The sequence below is a fragment of the Streptomyces iranensis genome, assembly GCF_017874715.1.
GTDB classification, from domain to species: Bacteria; Actinomycetota; Actinomycetes; order Streptomycetales; family Streptomycetaceae; genus Streptomyces; species Streptomyces iranensis.
The window spans coordinates 63,448-88,321 of the sequence record NZ_JAGGLR010000018.1; the positions used below are offsets into that span (position 1 = coordinate 63,448).

Sequence of the window (24,874 nt, forward strand, 5' to 3'; positions counted from 1 at the left end):
GCGACGCAAAAGGCGGGGCGCCCTTACGGACGACCCGCCTCCTTGATGTGGAGCTAAGGAGAATTGAACTCCTGACCTCCTGCATGCCATGCAGGCGCTCTACCAACTGAGCTATAGCCCCAGGTCTCGCTCCGCCTGGTTTCCCCGGCGGCGACGCCTACATTACACGGACGCCCCGGCCTTCCGCCAAATCGATTAGCCGGAGGCCGGAGCAGATCCCCGTTACGCCGTCGCGAACGAATAGAAACGCTTCAGCGTGCAGTGGTCGTCGAGGAGCCGGCCGTAGATCGGCTCCCCTTCCAGCTCGCGGTAGGTCTCGATGGGATCGCCCCTGATGATCAGCGCCCGTGCGCACTCCGCGCACCAGTACTGGTAGTCGGAGTTGAGCGGCTCCATGTCGCGGACGATCGGTGTACCGGTGCCGCACCAGTCGCACTTCCGGCTGTGGGCTCCCATCTCACTCAGCTCCAGCTATGGCCGCAGGCCGTACACACGTAGGAAACACCGCCGTTGTCACCGAGGACCTGTGCCACGTGTCCGGAGCCGCAGGACGGGCACACGATGCCCGCTCGTGCCCTGCGGGACGGGTCCTCGATCGCATCGAGGATGCTGGTCCGCATCCCACCTGCCCTCCCCATCGGACGTGTCGGCCCCATCCCCCTCCGGCCGTCCGATTCTGCCACGGGACGACGCGCAGGTCAGCGGAGATGCCCCACTCGTCTCACCAGACTCATCAGCGCTCCGCACAGCGCGGCCCCGGCCAAGGCGACGCAGGTCACCCACAGGGCGTCCGCGGAGGCACCCGCACTGGGCACCGTACCGTCCGCAGCGCTCAGGAACACCGCCCCGAAGACCGCGACGCCGGTGAGCAGGCCGAGTTGAGCCGCAGTCACCAGCACCCCGCTGGCGTCCGCCGCGTCCTGCTGCCTTACGGTCGCCAACGTCCGCGTGAGCAGGGGGCTGTAGGCCAGCGAGAGCCCCGCGCCGGAGGCCGTAAGGGCGACGAGGAGCCATGGGCCGCCGTCCGTACCGTCGCGCAGGGCCAGACCGGCCCCGGTGAACGAGGCGGCCGCCAGCAGGAATCCGCCCGGGACGGTGGCGGCGTGCCAGCGGGCGGGCAGCCGCTGCCAGTTGAGGCCCACGACGCCGAACGCGACCGCCGTGGGGACGAATGTCAACCCCGCCCGCAGCGGGCTGTAGCCGAGCCCGCCCTGCACATGCAGGGTCAGGGCGAACAGGAACCCCGCGTTGGCCGCCATCCCCAGTGCGATACGGATCACCGCGAGCGGTATCCCCGGTGCCCGCGCCACGCTGGGGGAGATCAGCGGCGCACCGCCGCGCCGGGCCAGCCGGGTCTCGTACGCGGCGAAGAGCGCCACCAGGACCGCGCTCAGCCCGAGCGTGATCCAGCACCACAGCGGCCAGCCCCGCTCCTGCCCGAGCACCAGCGGCACGGTGAACAGCAGCACGGCGGCCGCGAGCAGCACCAGTCCGGGCAGGTCCAGGCCGCTCCGGCGGACGGCCGCGCCCTCCCCGCGAGGGCGCGGCGCGTCGGCCGGGCGCTGGGCCTCGGCGGGACGCGGCGGATCGGCCGGTTCGTGCAGCAGCCGCGGGCCAATGGCCAGCAGCGCGAGCCCGATCGGCACGTTCACCAGGAAGACCGGACGCCAGCCGGAGCCGAGGAGATCGGCCTCGACCAGCAGCCCGCCCAGGATCTGCCCGCCGGCGGCGCCGGAGGCCAGCACCGCGGAGTACGCGCCCAGCGCCCGTGCCCGCGAACCGCCCGTGAACGTCCGCTGGATCAGGCTCAGCACCTGCGGCAGCATCAGCGCCGCACCCGCGCCCTGGACGAACCGGAAGGCGATCAGCTGTCCGGTGGTGGCGGCGAGCCCGCAGGCCAGCGAGGCGCCGGTGAAGACCGCGAGCCCGGTCAGGAACATCCGCCGGTGGCCGATCAGAGCGCCCAGCCGCGCACCGGTGATCAGCAGCACGGCGTAGGAGACGGTGTAGCCCGCGATGACGAGCTGCAGCCCGGCGCCGGAGGCGTGCAGATCGGCACGCACGGTCGGGGCGGCGATATTGACGATGAAGACGTCGAGGACGGCCATGAGCTGGCCGGTGAGGACGATCGCGAGCAGCCAGCCGGGGCGCGGAGGGCGCCGGAGGACAGGGCGCCGGGGGGCAGGGCGCCGCGCGGCCCGGTGGTCGGCGGCCGAGCTGCCATTGGCCCGGTTGTCAGCGGCCCGGTTGTCAGTGGCCCGGTTGTCAGTGGCCTGGCCTTTACTGGATCCACCGAGGTCCCCCGTCGGAGGGAGGGTGGTCGGGGTGGTGTGTTTCATGGGTCGAGCCTGTGGCCGGGCGGATACCGGTAACGAGAGCCCGCCGATGCTGGTAGTGGCAGCACCTGGCAGCCGCCCGCCGCCCCCGGGAGCATGGGACCGTACGGCTCGACGGGGGAACCGTACGGCTCGGCGGGGGACCGACCGTGCGGCCCGACGGCACGGGGGATGGGGAGAGCGACCATGACCGCGAACACTCGGCGCAGAAGGCCCGAGCTGGCCGCCTTCCTGCGCAGCCGCCGTGCCCGGGTGACCCCCGCCGACGTGGGCATGGCACCCGGCCTGCGGCGCCGCACCCCGGGGCTGCGCCGTGAGGAGGTCGCCCAGCTCTCCGGCGTCGGCGTGACCTGGTACACCTGGCTGGAGCAGGGCCGCCCGATCAACGCCAGCGTGCAGGTGCTGGACGCGGTCGCGCGCACCCTGCGGCTGGACCAGACCGAGCGCGAGCACCTCTACCACCTGGCTGAGGTGCCGTATGTGCCCGGCCGGGAGCGCGATCCACGCAGCGTGAGCCCGGAGGTGCAGGGCATCATCGACGCGGTCGACCCGCTCCCGGCGGTGGTCTACAACGCCCGTTACGACGTCCTGGCCGCCAATGCCGCGTACGGCGGCCTGTTCCCGGAGATGCTGCTCTCCGCCGCCTCCGAGCGGAACGCCCTGTGGCAGCTGTTCGTGGCCCGCCGCTGCTGTGCCCCCTATGTGAACCTCGCCGAGGAGCTGCCGCTCCTGGTGGCCACGCTGCGCGGCGGGTACGGACGCCATGTGGGCGAGCCCGCCTGGGAGGACTTCATCGCCCGGCTGCTGGAGGCCAGCGACGACTTCGCCCGGCTATGGCAGAGCGGGGACGTGGCACCGCCGGGTTCCCGGATCAAGGTGGTGCGGCACGCCTCGGTCGGCGAGATCCGGCTGACCTCGACCTCGATGCAGGTCAGCGGGGTGCCGGAGACCCGGATCGTGGTCTACACGCCCTGCGACGAGGAGAGCCGCGACCATGTGCGGCGGGTGCGCCTCCTTCACGACCCGCTGATCGGCTGCACGATGCACGCCAAGCCGCTCTCCGTACTGCGGGAGGAGAGGGCCGCGGCGGAGACCCGGGGCGGAAGCGGTGCGGAAAGCAGCGATCCCGCCTCCCTGTGAGGGAGACGGGATCCTGGTCCTGTGGAGCTAAGGAGAATTGAACTCCTGACCTCCTGCATGCCATGCAGGCGCTCTACCAACTGAGCTATAGCCCCGCTCTTCTCCGCGCCGGAGCGCTTCGAACGAGAAGGAGCATAGCCGGTGACCTGCCGGGAAAGGAAATCCGCTCAGTCGTCGTCGCCGAGCACCGGCTCGGGCAGCGACCCGGCGTTGTGCTCCAGGAGCCGCCAGCCCCGCGCGCCCTCGCCCAGAACGGACCAGCAGCAGTTGGACAGGCCGCCCAGCGCCTCCCAGGTCCGGGGCTCCAGGCCGAGCAGCCGGCCGATGGTGGTGCGGATCGTGCCGCCGTGGCTGACCACCACGAGCGTGCCGTCGTCCGGCAGCTTGTCGGCGCTCTCGAGCACCACCGGCGCCGCCCGGTCGGCGACCTCGGTCTCCAGCTCACCGCCGCCGCGCCGGATCGGCTCCCCGCGCTTCCACGCCGCGTACTCCTCGCCGAAGCGCTCGATGATCTCCTCGTGGGTCAGCCCCTGCCACTTGCCCGCGTAGGTCTCCCGCAGGCCCGCGTCATGCGCGATCGACAAACCCGTGACGGCGGACAGCTCGGCGGCCGTGGCCGCCGCCCGCCTCAGATCGGAGGCGATGATCGCGTCCGGCTTCAGGGCTGCCAGCAGCCGGGCCGCGCGGTGCGCCTGGGCGACACCGGTGTCGGTCAGCTCGATGTCCAGGGAGCCCTGGAAGCGGCGTTCTATGTTCCAGGCCGTCTGGCCGTGGCGCCACAGGACGATGCGGCGGCCACGGGCGCCTTGGATGCCGTTCAGCTCAGCTCACCGCCCGCGCCGCCGTCCGGGCCTTGCGCCTGCGCGTACTCCTGCGCCTTGCCACGGGTGGCCTCGGCGTCGGCCGGGAGCTCCAGCTGCGGGCAGTCCTTCCAGAGCCGCTCCAGGGCGTAGAACACCCGCTCCTCGCTGTGCTGGACGTGCACCACGATGTCCACGTAGTCCAGCAGCACCCAGCGGGCCTCGCGGTCGCCCTCGCGACGCACCGGCTTGGCGCCCAGGTCCTTGTTCAGCCGCTCCTCGATCTCGTCGACGATCGACTTGACCTGGCGGTCGTTGGGCGCCGAGGCCAGCAGGAAGGCGTCGGTGATGGAGAGCACATCGCTGACGTCGTACGCGATGATGTCGTGCGCGAGCTTGTCGGCGGCCGCCTGGGCGGCGGCGTTGATGAGCTCGATGGAGCGGTCCGTGGCGGTCACAGGCAAGGCTTTCGGTCGGTGGTACCTCGAAGATCTGGCTCCCCCCAGGGTCTCACGCCCCACCGTCACGCCGGGCGGCCGAGGAACGACCGCCCGGAGTGCCCGGGGAGAACGCCCGGAGTGCCCGGGGAGAACGCCGGGAGTACCCCGGGGGAACACCCGGGGTGCCATGGGGTGCCCCGGGGCACCCCATGGCGGGCAGACGGCTCAGCCCGTGGCGTCGTAGTCCGGGCCGAGGAGGACCGTGATGTCCGCGTTGGCCGCGCCCTTGCCCTTCCGAACCGCCGACTCCGGCAGCCCGAGCGTCTTGGCGACCTCCTTGGCCTGGCCCGCCTGGGCGTTGTCCGCGTAGGTCACCCGCGAGGCCGACTGCGCATCGCCGCCCTCGGTGGCCGTGACGACCGTGAAGCCGCCGTTGACCAGCGCCACCCGCGCGGCGCTCGACGCGTCCTTGGCGCCTCCGGCGTTGGTCACGCTGACCCGGGGCGCGGTGCTCTTGTCGGAGTTCTTGACCGTACCGCCCAGGATGTCCTTGACCACATGGTCGGTCGCCTGGCTGCTGAGCGTCCCGTCCGGCTGGACCGGCAGCATCGCGGTGTCGTACGCACCGCTCTTGGCCTGCCCGGCCAGCTTCGCCAGCGACGCGCCCAGCTGCTGCTCGGACAGCGACGGGTCGGGGATCTGGGCCAGCGACTCCACGGTGCTGGTGGCGCCCTTCGCATCGCTGGAGAGCTTCTTCAGGGCCGCGTGCATCACCTGCCCGAACCGCGCGAGCTGCTTGGACTGTGCCTCGCCGGGGGCGCGGTAGGTGGCGTACGCCACGGCCGCCTGGCCGCTCACGATCTGGTCCTTGCCTCGCTTGACCAGGGGATCCTCGCCCTTCTGGGGGCTGGGGACGGTCGCGTCGGTGTCGATGCCGATCCCGCCGACCAGCTCTACGAGGTTCTCCAGATAGGGCGTGTCCAGCCGCCAGGTGCCCTGGATCCTCGACCCCAGCAGGGTACTCAGGGAGTCCCGGGTGGAGTCCGAGCCCTCGTCGGTCACGGACTTGCCGAGCGTGGTGGAGGCGCCGTCCTCGGTGGAGACGGCCAGCGAGTTCGGCAGCAGGACGGTGGTGCCCTTCCTGGTGGTCTCGTTGTCCACCAGGAGGGCCGTGGAGGTCCGGCCGCCCTTGGTCTCGCGCAGATGGACGACGATCACATCGCGCTTCTGCGGACCGCCCGCGGCCGCCTGGTCCTGAGCGTTGTCGGACAGCCCCGGGAGCTTGCCCGCGTGCCAGAGGTAACCGACCCCGCCCGCCGCGGCGAGGACCAGGACCACGACGAGCGCGATGAGCCGGTTGCGGCCCTTACGGCGGCGTTCGTCACGGCGCTCGGAGCGGGTCTCGGCGAACTTCAGCCAGTCGATGACATCGTCGGATTCCTCGTCCTGTTCCTCGACGAAGGAGAACTGCTCGGTGTGGTACTCCTCCTGATCGGCGCCCCCGGGACGCTTCCGCTCCGCGGACCGGGGCCCGGCGGAACGGGGCTCCCCGGCCGGAGGCGGTTCGGACCCGGGGCGCAGCTGCTCCGGGCTCAGCTCCTCGTAGGGGTTCGCCTCCGGGCTGGGCTCCTCGCGCTGCGGGGGGACGCTCGGGGCGGTGGCGGCCTCTGGGTAGCCGTAGCCGTAAGCCTGTGGTGGCTGTTGTTGGTACTGCTGTTGCTGTTGTTGGTACTGCTGCTGTTGTTGCTGCTGAACGTACGGGTCGTAGTTCTGCGTCCGGGACTGCTGCTGGGGCTGCTGGTGCTGGTGCTGCTGCGGCTGGCCGTAAGGGTCGTACCCGTACCCGTCGTGTTGCTGCTGTTGCTGCTGTTGCTCCCCGTACTGCGCCTGCTGCTGCGCGTACGGGTCGTAACTCTGCTGCTGTTCCGCCTGCGGCTGGTAAACCGGACGCCCATAGGCGTCATAGCCGTAGATCTGCGGCTCCTGGCCATACGGGTCCTGTGCGTACGGGTCGTACGGATCCTGCCGGTCGTTCACCGGTACCCCTTCAGCAGTCGTGCCGGTACAGCTCGCGCTTGTCGATGTAGCGCACCACGCCGTCCGGCACCAGGTACCAGACGGGGTCGCCATGAGCGACCCGCGCCCGGCAGTCCGATGACGAGATCGCCAGAGCCGGGACCTCCACCAGCGACACCCCGCCCTCCGGCAGCCCCGGGTCGGCCAGTATGTGCCCGGGTCTGGTCACCCCGATGAAGTGGGCCAGCGAGAAGAGCTCTTCGGCGTCGCGCCAGGTGAGGATCTGGTTGAGTGCGTCGGCCCCGGTGATGAAGAACAGATCGGCGTCACCGTTGAGCGCGCGCAGTTCCCGGAGCGTGTCGGTGGTGTAGGTGGGCCCGCCGCGGTCGATGTCGATACGGCTGACCGAGAACTGCGGGTTCGAGGCGGTCGCGATGACCGTCATCAGATAGCGGTCCTCGGCCGGGGAGACCTTCTTGTGACTCTTCTGCCAGGGCTGCCCGGTCGGCACGAACACCACCTCGTCGAGGTGGAACTGCGAGGCCACCTCGCTCGCCGCGACCAGGTGGCCGTGGTGGACCGGGTCGAAGGTCCCGCCCATCACACCCAGTCGCCGCTTGCCGGACCCTTTCTGCTCTTCCATGCGTGCAGACCCTACTGGGCCCGGCCCGGAGCCGGGGCCCATAGGGGCAATCGCCCAGGTCAGCGGTCCCGATTGAAGCGCGTGGTGATCCACAGCAGCAGGAAGAGGATCACCAGGGCCGCACCGCCGGTCATGAAGGGGCTGATGCTCGGGTGGGTGTCGGTGTGCTCACCGCCCTCGGACGCGAGCGTGGTCAGGGCGGCATGTGCGGTGCTGAAAGCGGTCATCGCGGCAGTACCTATCCGGGTCTAGGCGTCACAACACGTCGGCCACATCGTATGCGAGGCGGTTTTCGGTCCCGATGTCCGTCCTGCTGGTGGCAGCCCCGCACGTATCAGTCCTGCTTGTATCAGTCCTGCTTGTATCAGTCCTGCTTGTATCCGTCCTGCTGGTAACCGCTCAGTCCTGCTTGTAACCGCGCAGCAGGAACCAGGCGAGCAGAGCGGCGCCCACCACGCCGACCACGATGACGATGCGCAGCAGCGCTCCCGGGCCGTCGTTGCTGTGGGAGGTGGCGGCGAGGGCTTCGGTGAGGCCAGTCATTTCGGGCATGTCTCCACGCTAACCCCCAGGCGCTCAGGGCCTAGGCTGGGGGCCGCCGGACGAGGGGCCCGGACCGGGCGCCCCGTCGAGCGGGCAATCACGAGGGGGCGATATGAGCGACAGCCACGAGACCGGTGGTGGAAACGGGACGGGAGACGCCCGGGAGCATGTGCCCGGCCGGGAGCGGCGGCGGTTCCCCGGGATCTCCTCACGGGCGTACGAACATCCGGCGGACCGCTCCGCGCTGGTCGCGCTGCGCAAGCTGACCGGCTTCGACACCGTCTTCAAGGCGATGAGCGGTCTGCTGCCCGAGCGAAGCCTGCGGCTGCTCTATCTGTCCGACTCGGTGCGGGTCAGCGAGCGGCAGTTCACCCATCTCCACGACATGCTGCGGGACGCCTGCTACATCCTGGACCTGGAGCGGGTCCCGGCCATGTACGTCACCCAGAACCCGCAGCCGACCGCGATGTGCATCGGCATGGACGCGCCGATCATCGTGGTCTCCACCGGTCTGGTCGAGCTGCTCGACGAGGAGGAGATGCGGGCGGTCATCGGCCATGAGGTGGGCCATGCGCTGTCGGGGCACTCGGTCTACCGGACGATACTGCTCTTCCTCACCAGTCTCGCCATGAAGGTCGCCTGGATTCCGCTCGGCAATGTGGCGGTGCTGGCGCTGGTCACGGCGCTGCGCGAGTGGTTCCGCAAGTCGGAGCTGTCGGCGGACCGGGCGGGGCTGCTGGTCGGGCAGGATCTGCGGGCCTCGATGCGCGGGCTGATGAAGCTCGCGGGCGGCCACCACCTCCATGAGATGAACGTGGACGCCTTCCTGGAGCAGGCGGAGGAGTACGAGTCGAGCGGCGATCTGCGGGACTCCGTCCTCAAGATCATGAACATGCTGCCGCGCAGCCATCCGTTCACCACCGTGCGCGCCGCCGAGCTCAAGAAGTGGGCCGCGACCCGCGACTACCAGCGGCTCATGGACGGCCACTACCCGCGCCGCGACGAGGACCGGGACACCTCGGTCGGCGACTCGTTCCGGGAGTCCGCGAGCCACTACGCGGAGTCGGTCCGCAACAGCAAGGACCCGCTGTTCGCCTTCGTCAGGGACGTGGCGGGCGGCGCCGGGGACCTGGGCAGCAAACTGCGCGACCGGTTCACGGGTGGCGCGGGCAGGCACGGTGAGACCGCCGAGGAGGGCACGCCGCCCCGGGAGGAGCCCCGTGACGAGCCCCCGGGCGAGGCCGAGGGCGGGCCTCAGGGCGGGGCTCAGGACGCGGCTGAGGACCAGCGCCCCGGAGACGGGCCGGAGGAGCGACCGGGGAACGAGGGGAACGAGGGGCCCGGGGACACCCCGCCGCAGCGCTGAGACGGCCCCTGACGGCCCTCAGGACCGCCCGTCGACGGCGGGCTGGGTCCCGGGGGCCATGACGCCGCACAGCGAGACCGTGGTCCGGCCCGTCGTGTACGGGTCGGTGCCCGTCGGGGCGTCGCCCTTGGCGCTCTGACCGGCGAGCATCGGCCGCAGATAGCCGGCGGCGTTCGCGGCGCAGGCCTGCGGGCCCGCCAGCGCGGTGCTCTGCACCAGCTCCAGATGGTGGTCGCGCAGATCGTCCCGGTCGAAGCGGAACCGCGTCTCACGGCGCACGGTGAACAGCGAGGCATGGTCCGGTCCGCGCTCATGGGCCGGCTGGAGCGCGTAGACGAAGACGTGGTCGGCGGCGACCTCCAGGGTCGCGGCGCTGCGTTCGATGACCGTAAGGGTGCCGCGGACCCGCACCGGAGTGTCGGCCAGGGTCACCTCGGCCGGGTTGAAGCGGTTCAGCCAGCCGGTGGCCGCATGCCGTCCGTCGTCGACCGGGTGTTCGAAGCTCTGGTCGAACTGGGCCTGCTGGGCGGGATCCAGCAGCAGCCTTACGGCCTGCACCGGGCCGCCGGTGAGCACACCCGGGTCGATGGCGGACCTGACCAGGTAGTCCTTGGCGGTGGTGAGCGCCGTCATCACCTGGCTCTCGGAGAAGCTCTGGGTGCGGCGGGCGCCGGGCACGGTGACCCCTTCGGCGCCGGTGCGGAACTCGGCGGCCGGGCTGTTGCGGAACAGCCGGTCCGGCGGCCCTCCGGGCACCTCACCGCGCGGCGCGAGCGGCACCACGCTGCTGTGCAGTGGCTCCACGGTCTGCGGCTGCGGCGTCTGGTACGGGTGGCGCACCCCCATGTAGACGGCCGCCGCGAAGGCGATGGCGATCAGCAGGACGAGCGCGACGGCCTGGCGCGACGCCCCGGCCCTGGCCCAGGCGTGCCGACTGCGCACCGCCCGTGCGTGCTCGCCCATGCGCTCGTCGGCGGAGAACTCCTGGAGCCGGGCAGCACGGACGAACGACTCGTCGAACACGACGGAGCGGTACTCGTCCTCACCACCTCCCGGGACGCCCTCGGGTGTCCCCTCGGGAGGGTCTCCACGCCCGGTCATATCTCAAGAGTAGGTCGCCAGGGGCGACGGTAAACGCGGTGGTACTCCACAACTTGGGAGGCGAGTGCGGAGGAAACGTCCCATAGGCCGCGACGTGCTAGCGAGGTGCGAGGACGTCACCGCGACGGTGGTACGGCGGAGGCGGTCGGGCCCTTGGCCCCGGTCGGCTCCGGGGCCGACTCCGACCCCGAGGGCTCCAGGCGCGGCTGCCCCGCGGGCGAGCCGTCGACACCGCTGGTGGCGGGTGGCGGGGCGGGGTCCTGGCGGTTGCCCGAGGCGCCCCGGTAGACCGCCGTGAAGGCCAGGGCGACCACCCCGATGCCCATCAGGACGGCCAGCAGCCAGGCCACCGGGCGATGCCAGCGGGCATGGCCGCGGTAAGGGCGCCCCGCGCTGCCGTAGCGCCCATAAGGGCCGTAGGCGTCGTCCCCGTCCCGTCCGGGGCCGAAGCGCCCGTCGGGGTCGTCCGCGCCGTAGAAGTCGGCCTCCGCCCCGTACCCGTCCTCGAAGAGCTCGTCCTCGGGCGGGACACCGGCCCTGCGGCGCCGCGACGCCTCGGCCTCGGCACGGGCCTCGGCGGCGGCCAGCATCCGCTCGATGGCGGTGGGCTCATGGATCGGGGCCGACCGTACGAAGTCCTCGTCGAAGACCACGGCGGCGAACTCGTCGTTCGTCTCGCCGTGGCTGCGGTCGTCGGGCTCGTCGCCGTCCGGGAACGGCTTGCCCCCCACGTCGTCCGGCACCCATTCAGAGTAGACCGGACGGGTCAATTTGGGCAGGGTGAAATGGTATTCGGGGGAAGATCCACCCCAGCGGCGCCGGAAATCGACTATCCCCCGAACGGGTGACTCAGCGGGTGTGGCCGTCGCCGGTGACGATGTACTTCGTCGAGGTCAGCTCGGGCAGCGCCATGGGCCCCCGGGCGTGCAGCTTCTGGGTGGAGATGCCGATCTCGGCGCCGAAGCCGAACTGCCCGCCGTCGGTGAACCGCGTGGAGGCGTTCACGGCGACCGTGGTGGAGTCCACGAGCTGGGTGAAGCGGCGGGCGGCCTGCTGGGACGTCGTGACGATGGCCTCGGTGTGCCCGGAGGACCACAGGCGGATGTGGCTCACCGCGGCCTCCAGGGAGTCCACCACGCCCGCCGCGATGTCGTACGAGAGGTACTCGGTCTCCCAGTCATCGACCACCGCCGGGACCATCGTGGCCTTGGAGCCCTCCGCGAACGCCATGACCCGCTCGTCCGCGTGGACCGTGACCCCGGCCTCGGCGAGCGCGTCCAGGGCGCGGGGCAGGAACCGGGCGGCGATGTCCTGGTGCACCAGCAGCGTCTCCGCCGCGTTGCACACGCTCGGCCGCTGGGCCTTGGAGTTCACCAGGATCTCGACGGCCATGTCGAGGTCGGCTTCGGCGTCCACGTACACATGGCAGTTGCCGGTGCCGGTCTCGATGACGGGGACCGTGGACTCCTCCACGACCGTACGGATGAGGGACGCGCCGCCGCGCGGGATCAGCACGTCCACCAGGCCGCGGGCGCGCATCAGCTCACGCACCGACTCCCGGCTCTCGCCCGGCACCAGCTGCACCGCGTCCGCCGGCAGCCCCGCCCCGCCGACGGCGTCGCGCAGGACCTTCACCAGCGCGGCGTTGGAGTGGGACGCCGACGAGGAGCCACGCAGCAGCACCGCGTTGCCCGACTTCAGGCAGAGCGCCGCGGCGTCCACCGTCACATTCGGCCGGGCCTCGTAGATGATCCCGACGACGCCGAGCGGAACGCGCACCTGGCGCAGGTCGATCCCGTTGGGCAGTGTGGAGCCGCGCACCACCTCGCCGACCGGGTCGGGCAGCGCGATCACGTCGCGGACATCGGAGGCGATGGCCCGCACCCGCTCGGGGGTGAGCGTCAGCCGGTCCACGATGGCGTCGCTGGTGCCGGCCTCGCGGGCTCGCTCCACATCGGCCGCGTTGGCCTCCACGATCTCCTTGGTGCGCACCTCCAGGGCGTCGGCCATCGCGAGCAGCGCGTCGTCCTTGACGGCGCGCGGCAGTGGCGCGAGATCGGCGGCCGCGACCTGGGCCCGGTAGGCGGTCTGGAGGACCGGGGACTTCGGCCAGGGGTCGGTGAGCGGCGACGTGGGTGCGCTGGTCATGTCCGAAGCGTACTGAGCCGGGAGCGGGGATCCACGCACTATTCCGCAGTTCGAGATGGCATTCTCACATCTCGGCGTCGCACATCCGTCCTCAGAACGGATGTACGCCCACCGGAGAGGCCGGTGGCGGCCCATACCCCTCCGCGACCCGGTGGTGATACGTATCACGGTCGATGACCTCGAGCCCCACGATCTCCCAGGGCGGCAGCTTGGCCGAGGCCCGGTGCTCGCCCCACAGCCGCAGCGCGACCGCCGCGGCGTCATGCAGATCACGGGCCTCTTCCCAGTAGCGGATCTCGGCGTGATCGTTGGCATAGCGGCTGGTCAGCAGGAACGGATGGTCATGGGCCAGCTGCTCGAGCGCCCTGCGGACCTCCGGCAGCGGCGCCTCGCTCCCCGAGACACTGAGGGTGATGTGCCACAGCCGGGACGCCTCGCCACGCCCGGCATCGTGCGCCACGGCTTCGCCGACCCCGGCGTCACCCGCTCCGACACTGGTCAGCGTGCGCTCCGCCGCCCCTCTGGGCGACGCCCCCGGGCGCCCTCGTCTCACCGACGGCCTCCTGTAACTCGCTGCTCCGCTCACGCGCGGGCGGAGCATCTCGTGACGGTGCCATGGCCGCGGCCTTCCGCTCGGACTCCGCCGCGTCTCCCACAGCCGGCGCGCTGCCCCGCGCGACCCCGTTGAACAAAGTTGACCAGCCCACGCCCGCCCGCGGGGCGCTTTTGAGGTTTTTCGGAGGGGGGTTATTTTCCGGCGGCTCGGTCCGCCCCGAGGGCGCCCGTGCCGCCGGAGCGGCTCAGTCCAGGACGACGAGGTCGTCGCGGTGGACCACCTCGCGTTCATAGGCCGGACCGAGCTCGCGAGCCAGGTCCCTGGTCGAGCGGCCGATCAGCTGCGGGATCTCCTTGGCGTCGAAGTTGACCAGTCCACGGGCCACGGGGCGGCCCTCGGTGTCCCTCAGCTCGACCGGGTCACCGGCGGTGAATTCGCCCTCCACGGCCGCGATCCCGGCGGGCAGCAGCGAGGTGCGGCGCTCCACGACGGCCCGCACCGCGCCGTCGTCCAGGGTGAGGGCACCACGTGGCGCGGAGGCGTGGGCGAGCCAGAGCAGCCGGTTCGCCGAGCGGCGGCCGGTGCGGTGGAAGTACGTGCCCGTATGGCGGCCGAGCAGGGCGTCCCCGGCCCGGCTGGCGGAAGTGAGCACCACCGGGACCCCGGCCGCGGTGGCGATCCGGGCCGCCTCGACCTTTGTGACCATGCCACCGGTGCCCACCCCGGAGCGGCCCGCGCTGCCGATGGAGACGCCGTCCAGGTCCCGAGGACCCCGGACCTCGTCGATCCGGGAGGTGCCGGGCGTCCTGGGGTCCCCGTCGTACAGGCCGTCCACATCGGAGAGCAGCACCAGCAGATCCGCCCGGACGAGATGGGCGACCAGGGCCGCGAGCCGGTCGTTGTCGCCGAACCGGATCTCGTCCGTGGCCACCGTGTCGTTCTCGTTGACGATCGGCAGCGCGCCCATGGCCAGCAGCTGGTCCAGGGTGCGGGTGGCGTTGCGGTAGTGGGCGCGGCGGCTGGTGTCGTCCGTGGTGAGCAGCACCTGGCCGACCCGGCGCCCGTAGCGCGCGAAGGAGGCCGTGTAGCGGGCCACCAGGAGCCCCTGTCCGACGCTCGCGGCCGCCTGCTGGCGGGCGAGGTCGCGGGGGCGCCGGTCCAGGCCCAGCGGCGCCAGCCCGGCGGCGATGGCGCCGGAGGAGACCAGGACTATCTCCTTGCCGTTCGCGCCGCCCTTGCCGTCGCCGCCCTTACTGTCGCCGCTCCTACCGTCGCCGCCCTTACTGTTGCCGTCCCTGCCGCCGTCACCCTTACCGTCGCCGTCGAGCACCTTGGCGAGCACGTCGACCAGCGCGTCCACCCGGTCCGCGTCCAGGCCCCCCGCCGCGGTGGTGAGGGAGGACGAGCCGACCTTGACCACGATCCTGCGGGCGGCGGCCGCCTCGTCCCGTACCGCCGACCCGTCCTGCTCCGCCACGCCGCTCCCTCGTTCGTCCCCGTCTCACCACACGTCCCGAAGAAACGCATGCCCTACACACTCATCATGACAAGGGGGCAATCTACGACAGACGAGCCGCGCCCGCCTCGGCATTTCAGCCTCCGGACACCGCCCGCGCACACCGCCTCACCCACCGCCATGAGCGCCCCGCGGACACCTCACGGGGGACCTTTGACACCGATTGCGACCGGTTGGCACCGGCGCGGATTGTCACCGGGCGGGGCGTCGGCATACGGTCAGGGGTCCCCCCAGTCCGTTGCCCTCCTGCCAGGAGCCCACCCCGTGCCCTCTGCCGGAATCGCCCCACGCCGGGTCGTACAGCTGACGGCGCTGCTCGCGATGCTCGTGTTCTTCGCCACACAGCTCGTCGGCGCCGTGCTTCCGAACGTACCGCTTTTCATCGCCGCCTCGGCGTGCGGTCTCGCGCTCGATCTCTTCCTGCAGCACAAGCAGCCCGGTCTGCTGTCGCTGCTGGGGAAGATCCGCCTCGACGTCACGGTGCGCCAGCTGTTCCGCGACATGCTCATCATGGTCGGGCTGCTGCGCATCGAGGGCATCAATCCCCTGCACGAGCAGGCGCCCCTGACCGTGGGGCTGCTGCTCTTCTACCTGGTGCACTTCGCCTGCCAGGCGGCGGCCATCCTGGTCCGCCGGACCCGGCAGCTGCCGTTCGTCACCCGCAACATCGACGCGTCCGCGCTGCGCCTGAGCGACGCCCCGCCGCGGCTGTTCGCCCGTCAGCACGGGCGCCGTCTGCTGCGGCTGGCCGCGCCGGCCACCGCCGGTCTGCTGGTCACCGCCGCCACCAAGAACGCCGTCTGGGGCGGTGTCGGCCTGACGATCGCGCTGCTGATCGGCATCGGCGGCACGGCCCACCTGGCCAGCTGGATGCTGCCGCGCAAGCGCGTGGCGAACGAGGCCACGGCCCTGCGCTGGCTGGACCAGTGGCTGGCCGACTACCAGCCGACCGTGGGCATGTACTTCTCCGGCGGCAACTCCTCGGCGTACCAGGCGAACATGTGGCTCTCCACGCTCGCCGCGCTCGACGGCAAGCCGATCATCGTGCTCCGTGAGCGGTTCATGGTGCAGAAGGTCGAGGCGACGGACGTGCCGATCGTCTGCCTCCCCAAGGTCGCGCATCTGATGCGGCTGGAGCACTCGACGCTCAAGGTGCTGCTGCACCCGGCGAACTCCGGCAAGACCTCGCAGGTGCTGCGCATCCCCTCGATCAAGCACGCGTTCATCAACCACGGCGAGAGCGACAAGCTCTCCAGCTGCAACCCGTACGCCAAGGCGTACGACGAGGTGTGGGTAGCGGGCCCGGCGGCGCGCGAGCGCTACCAGCTCGCCGACATCGGCGTCGAGGACAAGGACGTCGTGGAGGTCGGCCGGCCGCAGCTGGCCCCCATCCGCCCCTACGCGGGCGTGCCCACCGGTGAGTTGACGACGGTGCTGTACGCGCCGACCTGGGAGGGCTGGGACGGGAACCCCGGCAACACCTCGGTGATCCTGGCCGGTGAGAACATCGTCCGCGAGCTGCTCGCCGACCCCAAGGTGCGCCTGCTGTACAAGCCGCACCCCATGACCGGCTCCGTGGACCCGCGCGCGGGCCGTGCCAACGACCGCATCAAGGCGATGATCGCCGAGGCGAACACCAAGCGCGGCGGCGACCGCCCCGGCGCGGAGGCCGCCGCCGAGCTGGCCCGGTGCGCCGATGAGCTCAACCGGCTCACCAGCGCCTCCTTCCGCCCCAGCGCGGACGAGTCCGAGCGTATGAAGCTCCAGGGGGCCCCGGACGGCGACCGCGCGGCGGCCGTCGCCGCGGCCACGGCCGCCTGGGAGAGCGCCTACTGGGCTTCGCTGCCGGTCTGGGAGCACCAGATCATCACCGGCCCGCGTCCGGCGATCTTCACCTGCTTCAACCAGGCCGACGTGCTGATCAGCGATGTCTCCAGCGTGGTCTCGGACTACCTGACGAGCGAGAAGCCGTACGCCGTGGCGAACACCAGCGGGATGACCGAGGAGGAGTTCCGGGCGGGTTTCCCGACCGTGCGCGCCGCCACGATCCTCACGCCGGAAGCCGTGGGTGTGACCGGGCTGCTGGAAGCGGTCCGCGACCCCGAGAAGGACACCCTCGCGAGCGCCCGCGCCGAGCTGAAGGTGCATCTGCTCGGCCCGTCCGACCCGCCGTCGCTGGTGCGCTTCGACCAGGCCACGCAGGATCTGTGCCGCAAGGCCGACGAGCGCAGGGCGCGGATGGCCACCCGGCTCACCGACGAGATCCCCTCGCAGCGCGAGGCCCGGGACGCGGCGGAGGAGATGGAGCTGGAGTCCGGCTCGGCGGAGCCGGAGGAGACCGCGGCGGTCTGACGTCCCACGGTCCGAGCCGACGACAGGCACCGAGAGCGTGACGAAGGGCCCGGGAGATCCCTCCCGGGCCCTTCGTCATGCCACCTGCCGCGCGGCGCCGAGAAGCCTGCTCAGAGCCCGCTCGGGGGCCCCTGAGCATCCGGGGCGCAGAGGCGGGCCCGGCTAACGGCCGCGCGGCCCTCAGAACGGCTTGAACGTGTCGAACTCCTCGTCCGCCTCGTCCCGCTCGGCATCCCGGTCCCGCCGCCGCTGCGCGGCCGGGCGCGGGGTGTCGAAGCGGTGGTCCTCGCCACGGCGGCCCAGCATCTCCGCGCCGGTCGCCAGGGTCGGCTCCCAGTCGAAGACGACCGCGTCGTCCTCGGGGCCGATGACGACCTCGTCGCCCGAGTGGGCGCCCGCCTTCATCAGCTCCTCCTCGACGCCGAGGCGCGCCAGGCGGTCGGCCAGGTAACCCACGGCCTCGTCGTTGGCGAAGTCGGTCTGGCGGACCCAGCGTTCGGGCTTCTCGCCCAGTACACGGTAGAAGCCCTCCTCGGCGACGACCCTGAAGCCCGCGTCGTCCACGGCCTTCGGCCGGATGACGATCCGGGTCGCCTCGTCCTTCGGCTTCGCCTCCCGCGCCTCCGCGACGATCTTCGCCAGGGCGAAGGACAGCTCCTTGAGGCCGAGATGGGCGACCGCCGAGGCCTCGAGGACCTGGTAGCCGCGGGCCTCCAGATCGGGCCGGATGATGTCGGCGAGGTCCTTGCCGTCGGGGATGTCGACCTTGTTGAGCACGACGACCCGCGGCCGGTCGTCCAGACCGCCGTACTGGGCCAGCTCCGCCTCGATGACATCGAGGTCGGTCAGCGGATCGCGCTCGGACTCCAGCGCCGCGGTGTCCAGCACGTGCACCAGCACCGAGCAGCGCTCGACATGGCGCAGGAACTCCAGGCCGAGGCCCTTGCCCTGGCTGGCGCCGGGGATCAGACCGGGGACGTCGGCGATGGTGTAGACGGTCGAACCGGCCGTGACCACACCGAGGTTGGGCACCAGCGTGGTGAAGGGATAGTCGGCGATCTTCGGCTTGGCCGCCGAGAGCACCGAGATCAGCGAGGACTTGCCGGCGCTCGGGTAGCCGACGAGGGCCACGTCCGCGACGGTCTTGAGCTCCAGGACGACGTCCCCGGAGTGGCCCGGCTCGCCCAGCAGCGCGAAGCCGGGGGCCTTGCGGCGGGCCGAGGCGAGCGCGGCGTTGCCGAGGCCGCCGCGGCCGCCCTGGGCGGCGATGTAGGTGGTGCCCTGCCCGATCAGATCGGCCAGGACGTCGCCCCGCTTGTCGAGGACGACGGTGCCGTCCGGGACCGGCAGGACCAGGTCGGTGCCGTCCTTGCCGGAGCGGTTGCCGCCCTCGCCGGGCTTGCCGTTGGTGGCCTTGCGGTGGGGGCTGTGGTGGTAGTCGAGCAGGGTGGTGACGGACTGGTCCACGACCAGGATCACATCGCCGCCCCGGCCGCCGTTGCCGCCGTCCGGTCCCCCGAGCGGCTTGAACTTCTCGCGGTGCACGGAGGCGCAGCCGTGGCCTCCGTTACCCGCGGCGACATGCAGTTCGACGCGGTCCACGAAGGTGGTCATGACGGGTGCCTCCAGTTACATACGGGTTCGGGGATGTGCTGATGTGCCTCACGCTCGTAACGCGCCGAGGGCGGACCCGCTTCCCGTCACGGGAAGAGCGGTCCGCCCTCGGAAAAGGCTGTGCGATATCGCCCCGGGCTGATTACTCAGCGACCGGAACGATGTTCACGACCTTGCGGCCACGGCTGGTGCCGAACTGCACCGAACCGGCGGCCAGTGCGAACAGCGTGTCATCGCCGCCGCGGCCGACGCCCGTGCCCGGGTGGAAGTGCGTGCCGCGCTGGCGGACCAGGATCTCACCCGCGTTGACGACCTGGCCGCCGAAGCGCTTGACGCCGAGCCGCTGGGCATTGGAGTCGCGACCGTTCCGAGTGGACGATGCGCCCTTCTTGTGTGCCATGTCTCCTCAGTCCCTTACTTCGCAGCCTGGTCGATGCCGGTGATCTTCAGCGCGGTGTGCAGCTGGCGGTGGCCGATCCGCTTCCGGTAACCGGTCTTGTTCTTGTACTTCAGGATGTCGATCTTGTCACCCTTGTGGTGATCGACGACCTCGGCGTGAACCTTCACACCGGCCAGGACCCACGGGTCGCTGGTGACGGCATCGCCGTCGACAACGAGCAGAGTGGAAAGCTCGACGGTGTCGCCGACCTTGTTGCTGGCCAGACGGTCGACCTCGATGACATCGCCCACGGCCACCTTCTGCTGGCGGCCGCCGGTGCGCACGATCGCGTACACGCGGTTCTCACTCTCTCGCTAGAAAACGGGACCTCTGATGCCAGCCGCCCAACACGGCCCACAAGGGTCGTGACAACCGAGTGATCATGCGATTCACCATCGGCCGAACGGCCTCTTCCGGCGAAGCGGAAGGGATCTGCTCAGGGGTTTGGCGTACAAACGCCGAAGGTTAAGGCTACCAGAGCCCGAAGGGCACAATGTCACGTGACAGTGTGCCCTTCGGGTCGGCCGGGCGACCGGGCGGCCGGTCGCCCGGGTCAGTCGTCGGCGGCGGCCGAGACCGACTGCGGAGTCTGCTGCTCCGCCGCCGCGGTCTTCTTCGCCGCCGTCTTCTTGGCGGTCGTCTTCTTGGCCGTGGTCTTCTTGGCGGCCGTCTTCTTCGCCGGCGTCTTCTTCTCGGCGGTCTTCTTGGCCGCCGTCTTCTTGGCGGGGGCCTTCGTGGCGGCCTTACGGGCGGTCTTCTTCGCCGGTGCCTCGGCCTCGGCCTCGCCCTCGGCGGACGCGCTCTCGGGCGCCGCCTCCGGCTCGGCCTTCGACTCCGGCTCCGACTCGGCGGAAGACCCGCTCACGACCACCACGGCCGTCTGCTCGGAGCCCGTCGGCGAGCCCGCGGGGGCGCTCACCTTACGGGTCGCACGGCGGCGCGTACGCGGCGCGGGAACGCCCTCGAGCGGGGCCGGCTCCTCGGCGGGAGCGGCGGCGGGGGCCTCGGCGGCCGCCTCCGGCTCCGCCTGGGCCGCCTCCCGACGCTCGTCGGTCACCACGACCACCACGCCCTCCGGCTCCCTGGCGGCCTTCGGGGCGCCCGCCGGGGCGGACACCTTACGGGTGGCACGGCGGCGCGTACGCCCACGGGTCGCGGCGGCCTCGGCCTCCGCGGCGCTGCTGTACAGCTCCTCGTCGGCCGCGAAGACCGGCTCGGGCAGCGGCTTGGGCTGGGTGGCCTCCGCCGCGATCTCGGCCGCCGCCTCGGTGACGTCCTCGGACTCCGCCTCGGCTTCGGCCTCGGCCTCGGCCGCAGCGGCGGCGGCCCGCTCCTGCTGCTGAGCGGCACCGGCAGCGGACTTCTTCTTCTTGCGCTTGCCGCCACCGCCACCGGCGGACGACGCCTGGTCCATGTGGACGATCACGCCGCGGCCATTGCAGTGCACACAGGACTCGGAGAAGGACTCCAGCAGCCCCTGGCCGACCCGCTTACGGGTCATCTGGACCAGGCCGAGCGAGGTGACCTCCGCCACCTGGTGCTTCGTACGGTCCCGGCCCAGGCACTCCAGCAGCCGCCGCAGCACCAGATCGCGGTTGGACTCCAGCACCATGTCGATGAAGTCGATCACGATGATGCCGCCGAGGTCGCGCAGCCGCAGCTGGCGCACGATCTCCTCGGCCGCCTCCAGGTTGTTCCTGGTGACCGTCTCCTCGAGGTTGCCGCCCTGGCCGGTGAACTTGCCGGTGTTGACATCGATGACGACCATCGCCTCGGTCCGGTCGATCACCAGCGAGCCGCCGCTGGGCAGCCAGACCTTGCGGTCCAGCGCCTTCATCAGCTGCTCGTCGATCCGGTAGGTGGCGAAGACGTCGACGTCCGAGGTCCACTTCTGGAGCCGGTCCGCGAGGTCGGGCGCCACGTGCGAGACATAGCCGTGGATGGTCTCCCAGGCGTCGTCACCGCTGACGATGACCTTGGAGAAGTCCTCGTTGAAGATGTCGCGGACGACCCGGACGGTCATGTCGGGCTCGCCGTAGAGCAGCGACGGGGCGTTACCGCTCTTCGCCTTCTTCTTGATCTCCTCCCACTGCGCCTGCAGCCGGGCGACATCGCGGGACAGCTCGTCCTCGCTCGCACCCTCGGCGGCGGTGCGGACGATCACGCCCGCGTCCTCGGGGACGATCTTCTTGAGGATCTGCTTCAGCCGGGCCCGCTCGGTGTCGGGCAGCTTGCGGCTGATGCCGGTCATGGAACCCTCGGGCACGTACACCAGGTAGCGGCCGGGCAGCGAGACCTGGCTGGTCAGCCGGGCACCCTTGTGGCCGATCGGGTCCTTGGTGACCTGCACCAGCACGGACTGGCCGGACTTCAGGGCGGTCTCGATGCGGCGCGGCCCGCCCGAGAGCCCCAGCGCCTCGAAGTTCACCTCGCCCGCGTACAGCACGGCGTTGCGGCCCTTGCCGATGTCGACGAAGGCGGCCTCCATCGACGGCAGCACGTTCTGGACCTTGCCCAGGTAGACGTTGCCGACGTAGCTGGTGGCCTGCTCCTTGTTGACGAAGTGCTCGACGAGGACGTTGTCCTCCAGCACCCCGATCTGGGTGCGATCGCCGTTCTGCCGGACGACCATGACCCGCTCGACCGCCTCGCGGCGGGCCAGGAACTCGGCCTCGGTGATGATCGGCACACGGCGGCGGCCCTGCTCACGGCCCTCGCGACGGCGCTGCTTCTTGGCCTCCAGACGCGTCGACCCCTTGATCGACTGCACCTCGTCGGCACCGGACTCGGTTTCCTTGCCGCGCCGCTCCCGGGGCTCGCGGACCTTGACGACCGTGCGCTCCGGGTCGTCACCGGTCGCCTCGGACTCGGCGGCGTCGCCGCTGCGACGGCGACGACGACGGCGACGACGGCTGCTGCTGGAGCCGCCGGGCTCATCGGCCTCGGCACCCGACTCGTCCCGGCCCTCGCCCTGCTCCTCGGCGCCCTCGCCCTCGGCGGACGACTCGTCCTCGTACCGCTCACCGGTCTCGGAACGCCCCTCGGCGCCCTCGCCCTCGGCGGTCTCGCCACGGCGGCGTCGACGGCCGCCACGGCGGCGGCGACGGGCCGGACGGTCGCCCGACTCCTCCTCGCCGGACTCGCCGTCGGGCTGACCGGCCTCGGCCTCTGTCTCGCTCTCCTCGGCGGCCTCGGGCTCCTCGGCCTCCGGCTGCTCCTCGGCGGGCGCGGCGCCACGGCGGCGGCGCCGGCGGCGGCCGGCGGGCGCCTCGGGCTCGACGGCCTCGGCCGTCGGCTGCTCCTCGTCCTCCTCCTCGGGCTCCTCCAGCGCGGCGGCGGCCTCGGCGGCGGCGCTCTCCGGCGTCTGGAAGACCGGCTCGGTGAAGACGGGCGCCTGGAACACGGCCGTCGGCGGGTGGGCCGCCCGGCGCCGCGAACGGGGCGCGGGCTCCGGCTCGGACGCGGCCTCGGCGGCCGGGGCCTCGCCCTCGGCGGCCTGCGACTCCTGAGCGCCGCTCGGCTCCTCGGCGGCGGGTGCGGTGCTCCGGGTGGCACGGCGGCGGGTACGGGCGCGCGGCGCCTCGTCCTCGGCCCGCGTACCGGCCGTCTCCTCGGCGCTCTCGCCGCGCTGCTCGGCGGCGGTCTCCTCGGCGGCCTCGCCCTCCGCGGGCGCTCCGGCGGGGGCGGTGGCCTTACGGATCGCACGGCGACGCGTACGGGCGGGGGCCGGAGGCACGGTCTCGGCCTCGGCCTCGGCAGCCGCCGGGGACTCCTCGGCCGCCGCCGGCTCCTCCGGCGCCACGACCTCCGCGGCCCCGGCCTCCGCGGGGGCACCGGCGGGAGCGGTCGCCTTACGGGCCGTACGACGGCGCGTACGGGCACGCGGGGCCTCATCGGCCTGGGCATCGGCTGCGACTGCGGCTGGGGCCGTGGCCTCGTCACCACTGCCGCCAGCGGCCGCCGCAGACGACGCGTCCGCGTCGGCCGCCTCCGCCTGTGGCGCGCCCTCGGGGGCGGTGGCCTTACGGGTCGCACGACGGCGTGTACGGGCGGGGGCCGGGGGCACGGTCTCGGCCTCGGCAGCCGCCGAGGACTCCTCGGTCTCTTCGGGCTCCTCCGCCGCCCCCGGCTCGTTCGACTCGTTCGGCGGCACGGCCTCCGACTCCGCGGGGGCACCGGCCGGAGCGGTCACCTTACGGGTGGCACGGCGACGCGTACGGGCGGGCGGAGCGGCCTCGGCGGCGGCCTCCACCACGGGCTCCGCCACAGGCTCGGCGGCGGCGTCGGTCTCCTCGCCGCCACGCCCGGCGTCGGCCGGGACCACGGTCTCCGCGGCATCCGGCGAACCCGCCGGGGCGGTCGCCTTGCGGGCGACCCGGCGCCGCGTACGGGCGGGCGGGGCCGGGGATTCGGTGTCGGACCCGGATACGGATCCACTCGCGGCGGCCATGGCGGCACCGGCGGCGACGGGCTCGGAAGCGGCCTCGGCGGCGGCGAAGGCACCGGTCTGCTCAGCGGCTATGGCCGGTACCGAGGGCGTGGTGACCTCGGCCTCGCCCACCGCGCCGGGCGGCGGACCGGCCGGGCGGGAGGCCGCGCGGCGGCGGCGCGGCGGCAGCGTGTCGCTGGGCGTGTTCTCGATGGGTTCCCCGGGTACCGCGACACGTGGCGCGGGCGACCCCAGGGGCTGGACAGGTTGGGTCGGCTCAATAGGTTCGAGCATGCGGGCGTTTCTCCCGTCACGCTCCCGGGCGCCGCGCCTGCTTCCGGCCGGTCACCCGCGCACTGTGCGCGGGTGCCGCCGTCCGGGGCGCGGGCGCCGCACGGGAGCTGTCGTCTCGCTCGCCGGGACCGGTTCTGTCGGGACCGGCGAAAGTCTTCTGGTCAGTGCGCCAGCCGGACCCAGGTGGCTCCCAAGTGCATCGGCGGCGCATCGACGGCGGCCCTACGCGGGACCTTCCGGCGCCATCGCGGCGGTCAGCTCGGCGGCCGTGGATAGTGCGGCCTGAGCTGCCTCGCGATCGGGCGCGAGCGGGTCGGTCACCGTGCCGGACTCCTCATCGAGCAGCCCCTGCGCCAGCCTGGTCACCGCTGCGGGGACCGGCGGCGCCAGGTCGGCCGTAGCGCGGAGACCGGACAGGACGTCGTCGGGTCGCACGGCAGGTGTCAGATGCCGTACCACCAGCCGCAGTATCGCACAGCCACCGTCGCCGGGCCTATCGGCCCGAGCCGGAACCGTCTCCAGCCGGGCCACCGCGGCACGGGCGTCGAAGGTTCGCAACCCGTTTTTCGTCCGGCGTTCCACCTCGACCGTGTCGGCCTCCAGGAAGGCCGCGACGGCCCGCTCGGCATCCGCCGGGGCGACCTGGTCGAGCCGGATCTCCCATACGGACGCCTGCAGCCGGTCGGCGAGCCCCGAGGTGCGGGCCTCCACGGACTCGATCACATCGAGTCCCTCGGGCAGCGACTCGTCGAGGATCGCCCGCAGCTTCTCGGGGTCGCGCTCCTCGGTCAGCTGGATCTCCAGGTACTCCGCCTCGCTGCCGGTGCCGGTGGGTGCGGCATTGGCGTAGGACACCTTCGGATGCGGGGTGAACCCCGCCGAGTACGCCATCGGCACCTCGGCGCGGCGCAGCGCCCGCTCGAAGGCGCGCTGGAAGTCGCGGTGGCTGGTGAACCGGAGGCGGCCGCGCTTGGTGTAACGCAAACGGATGCGCTGCACCGCGGGTGCGGGCGGCGGGCCTTCGGGCTGTCGCTTGCCCAGGGGACTGTCTCCTTGTGCTTCCTTGCCGTCGAACACCGGGGCCACGGGGCCCCGATGTCTTCCAGCCTACTTTGTGGGCGGCGCGGGCGGCCCGGTCACG

21 protein-coding genes and 2 tRNA genes are annotated in these 24,874 nt (G+C 71.9%); 3 read left to right on the plus strand and 20 right to left on the minus strand.

Annotation, left to right across the window (positions count from 1 at the left end):
* Positions 1-48: 48 nt before the first annotated feature.
* The 3 genes from J2Z30_RS30510 to J2Z30_RS30520 form a co-directional block, all read right to left on the minus strand.
* Positions 49-121 (minus strand) — tRNA-Ala (locus tag J2Z30_RS30510).
* A 101-nt stretch (positions 122-222) separates the two neighbouring features.
* Positions 223-456, minus strand: a complete 234-nt coding sequence (locus J2Z30_RS30515; RefSeq protein WP_044575402.1) for a hypothetical protein — start codon at positions 454-456, stop codon at positions 223-225.
* A 242-nt stretch (positions 457-698) separates the two neighbouring features.
* A complete protein-coding gene (locus tag J2Z30_RS30520) occupies positions 699-2,339 on the minus strand; it encodes an MFS transporter (protein ID WP_044575399.1) in 1,641 nt (546 codons plus the stop codon).
* A 183-nt stretch (positions 2,340-2,522) separates the two neighbouring features.
* Here J2Z30_RS30520 and J2Z30_RS30525 point away from each other — a divergent pair, with 183 nt between their 5' ends.
* On the plus strand, positions 2,523-3,476 hold the full coding sequence (locus J2Z30_RS30525; RefSeq protein ID WP_107073358.1) for a helix-turn-helix transcriptional regulator: 954 nt from the start codon (positions 2,523-2,525) through the stop codon (positions 3,474-3,476).
* 22 nt (positions 3,477-3,498) lie between these two features.
* Here J2Z30_RS30525 and J2Z30_RS30530 read toward each other — a convergent pair.
* The 7 genes from J2Z30_RS30530 to J2Z30_RS30560 form a co-directional block, all read right to left on the minus strand.
* Positions 3,499-3,571 (minus strand) — tRNA-Ala (locus tag J2Z30_RS30530).
* Positions 3,572-3,643: 72 nt separating this feature from the next.
* On the minus strand, positions 3,644-4,297 hold the full coding sequence (locus tag J2Z30_RS30535) for a histidine phosphatase family protein (protein WP_044575393.1): 654 nt from the start codon (positions 4,295-4,297) through the stop codon (positions 3,644-3,646).
* Positions 4,294-4,734, minus strand: a complete 441-nt coding sequence (gene rsfS / locus J2Z30_RS30540; RefSeq protein ID WP_044575389.1) for a ribosome silencing factor — start codon at positions 4,732-4,734, stop codon at positions 4,294-4,296. Before rsfS ends, J2Z30_RS30535 begins: the two co-directional genes overlap by 4 nt.
* A 207-nt stretch (positions 4,735-4,941) precedes the next feature.
* Positions 4,942-6,753, minus strand: coding sequence for an LCP family protein (locus tag J2Z30_RS30545; RefSeq protein ID WP_044575386.1), 1,812 nt, complete (start codon positions 6,751-6,753; stop codon positions 4,942-4,944).
* Positions 6,754-6,763: 10 nt separating this feature from the next.
* The gene (gene nadD / locus J2Z30_RS30550) at positions 6,764-7,375 is read right to left on the minus strand and encodes a nicotinate-nucleotide adenylyltransferase (RefSeq protein ID WP_044575383.1); all 612 of its coding nucleotides are present in this window, start codon (positions 7,373-7,375) and stop codon (positions 6,764-6,766) included.
* A 59-nt stretch (positions 7,376-7,434) separates the two neighbouring features.
* On the minus strand, positions 7,435-7,602 hold the full coding sequence (locus J2Z30_RS30555) for a hypothetical protein (protein ID WP_037945979.1): 168 nt from the start codon (positions 7,600-7,602) through the stop codon (positions 7,435-7,437).
* Positions 7,603-7,774: 172 nt separating this feature from the next.
* Positions 7,775-7,927: a hypothetical protein gene (locus J2Z30_RS30560; RefSeq protein WP_044575378.1), complete on the minus strand. Its 153-nt coding sequence runs from the start codon at positions 7,925-7,927 to the stop codon at positions 7,775-7,777.
* Positions 7,928-8,030: 103 nt separating this feature from the next.
* On the opposite strand from J2Z30_RS30560, the gene J2Z30_RS30565 reads away from it, so the two are divergent.
* Complete coding sequence (locus J2Z30_RS30565) at positions 8,031-9,284, plus strand: M48 family metallopeptidase (protein WP_044575375.1); 1,254 nt, start codon at positions 8,031-8,033, stop codon at positions 9,282-9,284.
* 18 nt (positions 9,285-9,302) lie between these two features.
* On the opposite strand, the gene J2Z30_RS30570 is transcribed toward J2Z30_RS30565, so the two are convergent.
* The 5 genes from J2Z30_RS30570 to proB all read right to left on the minus strand — a co-directional run bounded on the left by J2Z30_RS30570 (position 9,303) and on the right by proB (position 14,509).
* Positions 9,303-10,385 (minus strand): SCO2583 family membrane protein, encoded by a 1,083-nt coding sequence (locus J2Z30_RS30570; protein WP_044575372.1) that lies wholly within the window; start codon positions 10,383-10,385, stop codon positions 9,303-9,305.
* A gap of 116 nt (positions 10,386-10,501) precedes the next feature.
* Positions 10,502-11,128: an SCO2584 family spore wall biosynthesis protein gene (locus tag J2Z30_RS30575; protein ID WP_044575368.1), complete on the minus strand. Its 627-nt coding sequence runs from the start codon at positions 11,126-11,128 to the stop codon at positions 10,502-10,504.
* A 106-nt stretch (positions 11,129-11,234) separates the two neighbouring features.
* Positions 11,235-12,533, minus strand: a complete 1,299-nt coding sequence (locus J2Z30_RS30580) for a glutamate-5-semialdehyde dehydrogenase (protein WP_044575365.1) — start codon at positions 12,531-12,533, stop codon at positions 11,235-11,237.
* A gap of 91 nt (positions 12,534-12,624) precedes the next feature.
* Positions 12,625-13,086: a DUF8830 family protein gene (locus tag J2Z30_RS30585; RefSeq protein ID WP_044575363.1), complete on the minus strand. Its 462-nt coding sequence runs from the start codon at positions 13,084-13,086 to the stop codon at positions 12,625-12,627.
* 247 nt (positions 13,087-13,333) lie between these two features.
* Positions 13,334-14,509, minus strand: coding sequence for a glutamate 5-kinase (proB, locus tag J2Z30_RS30590; RefSeq protein ID WP_044581937.1), 1,176 nt, complete (start codon positions 14,507-14,509; stop codon positions 13,334-13,336).
* A 360-nt stretch (positions 14,510-14,869) separates the two neighbouring features.
* On the opposite strand from proB, the gene J2Z30_RS30595 reads away from it, so the two are divergent.
* Positions 14,870-16,957: a CDP-glycerol glycerophosphotransferase family protein gene (locus tag J2Z30_RS30595; protein ID WP_044575361.1), complete on the plus strand. Its 2,088-nt coding sequence runs from the start codon at positions 14,870-14,872 to the stop codon at positions 16,955-16,957.
* Positions 16,958-17,137: 180 nt separating this feature from the next.
* On the opposite strand, the gene obgE is transcribed toward J2Z30_RS30595, so the two are convergent.
* From obgE to J2Z30_RS30620, 5 genes are all read right to left on the minus strand, one after another.
* Entirely contained in the window at positions 17,138-18,571 is a 1,434-nt protein-coding gene (obgE, locus tag J2Z30_RS30600) for a GTPase ObgE (protein ID WP_044575358.1), read from the minus strand.
* Between the two features lie 142 nt (positions 18,572-18,713).
* Complete coding sequence (gene rpmA, locus J2Z30_RS30605) at positions 18,714-18,971, minus strand: 50S ribosomal protein L27 (protein ID WP_044575355.1); 258 nt, start codon at positions 18,969-18,971, stop codon at positions 18,714-18,716.
* Between the two features lie 14 nt (positions 18,972-18,985).
* Complete coding sequence (gene rplU / locus J2Z30_RS30610) at positions 18,986-19,306, minus strand: 50S ribosomal protein L21 (RefSeq protein WP_044575352.1); 321 nt, start codon at positions 19,304-19,306, stop codon at positions 18,986-18,988.
* 257 nt (positions 19,307-19,563) lie between these two features.
* Positions 19,564-23,733 (minus strand): Rne/Rng family ribonuclease, encoded by a 4,170-nt coding sequence (locus J2Z30_RS30615; RefSeq protein WP_078956885.1) that lies wholly within the window; start codon positions 23,731-23,733, stop codon positions 19,564-19,566.
* A gap of 222 nt (positions 23,734-23,955) precedes the next feature.
* Positions 23,956-24,732: a TIGR03936 family radical SAM-associated protein gene (locus tag J2Z30_RS30620; RefSeq protein ID WP_044581935.1), complete on the minus strand. Its 777-nt coding sequence runs from the start codon at positions 24,730-24,732 to the stop codon at positions 23,956-23,958.
* Between the last annotated feature and the right edge of the window lie 142 nt (positions 24,733-24,874).

Excerpts from the sequence above, each read along its gene's own strand:
- J2Z30_RS30515 (WP_044575402.1), bottom strand. The coding sequence starts at position 456 with ATGGGAGCCCACAGCCGGAAGTGCGACTGGTGCGGCACCGGTACACCG.
- J2Z30_RS30520 (WP_044575399.1), bottom strand. The coding sequence starts at position 2,339 with ATGAAACACACCACCCCGACCACCCTCCCTCCGACGGGGGACCTCGGT.
- J2Z30_RS30525 (WP_107073358.1), top strand. The coding sequence starts at position 2,523 with ATGACCGCGAACACTCGGCGCAGAAGGCCCGAGCTGGCCGCCTTCCTG.
- nadD (WP_044575383.1), bottom strand. The coding sequence starts at position 7,375 with ATGGAAGAGCAGAAAGGGTCCGGCAAGCGGCGACTGGGTGTGATGGGC.
- J2Z30_RS30555 (WP_037945979.1), bottom strand. The coding sequence starts at position 7,602 with ATGACCGCTTTCAGCACCGCACATGCCGCCCTGACCACGCTCGCGTCC.
- J2Z30_RS30560 (WP_044575378.1), bottom strand. The coding sequence starts at position 7,927 with ATGCCCGAAATGACTGGCCTCACCGAAGCCCTCGCCGCCACCTCCCAC.
- J2Z30_RS30565 (WP_044575375.1), top strand. The coding sequence starts at position 8,031 with ATGAGCGACAGCCACGAGACCGGTGGTGGAAACGGGACGGGAGACGCC.
- J2Z30_RS30570 (WP_044575372.1), bottom strand. The coding sequence starts at position 10,385 with ATGACCGGGCGTGGAGACCCTCCCGAGGGGACACCCGAGGGCGTCCCG.
- J2Z30_RS30580 (WP_044575365.1), bottom strand. The coding sequence starts at position 12,533 with ATGACCAGCGCACCCACGTCGCCGCTCACCGACCCCTGGCCGAAGTCC.
- obgE (WP_044575358.1), bottom strand. The coding sequence starts at position 18,571 with ATGACCACCTTCGTGGACCGCGTCGAACTGCATGTCGCCGCGGGTAAC.
- rpmA (WP_044575355.1), bottom strand. The coding sequence starts at position 18,971 with ATGGCACACAAGAAGGGCGCATCGTCCACTCGGAACGGTCGCGACTCC.
- J2Z30_RS30615 (WP_078956885.1), bottom strand. The coding sequence starts at position 23,733 with ATGCTCGAACCTATTGAGCCGACCCAACCTGTCCAGCCCCTGGGGTCG.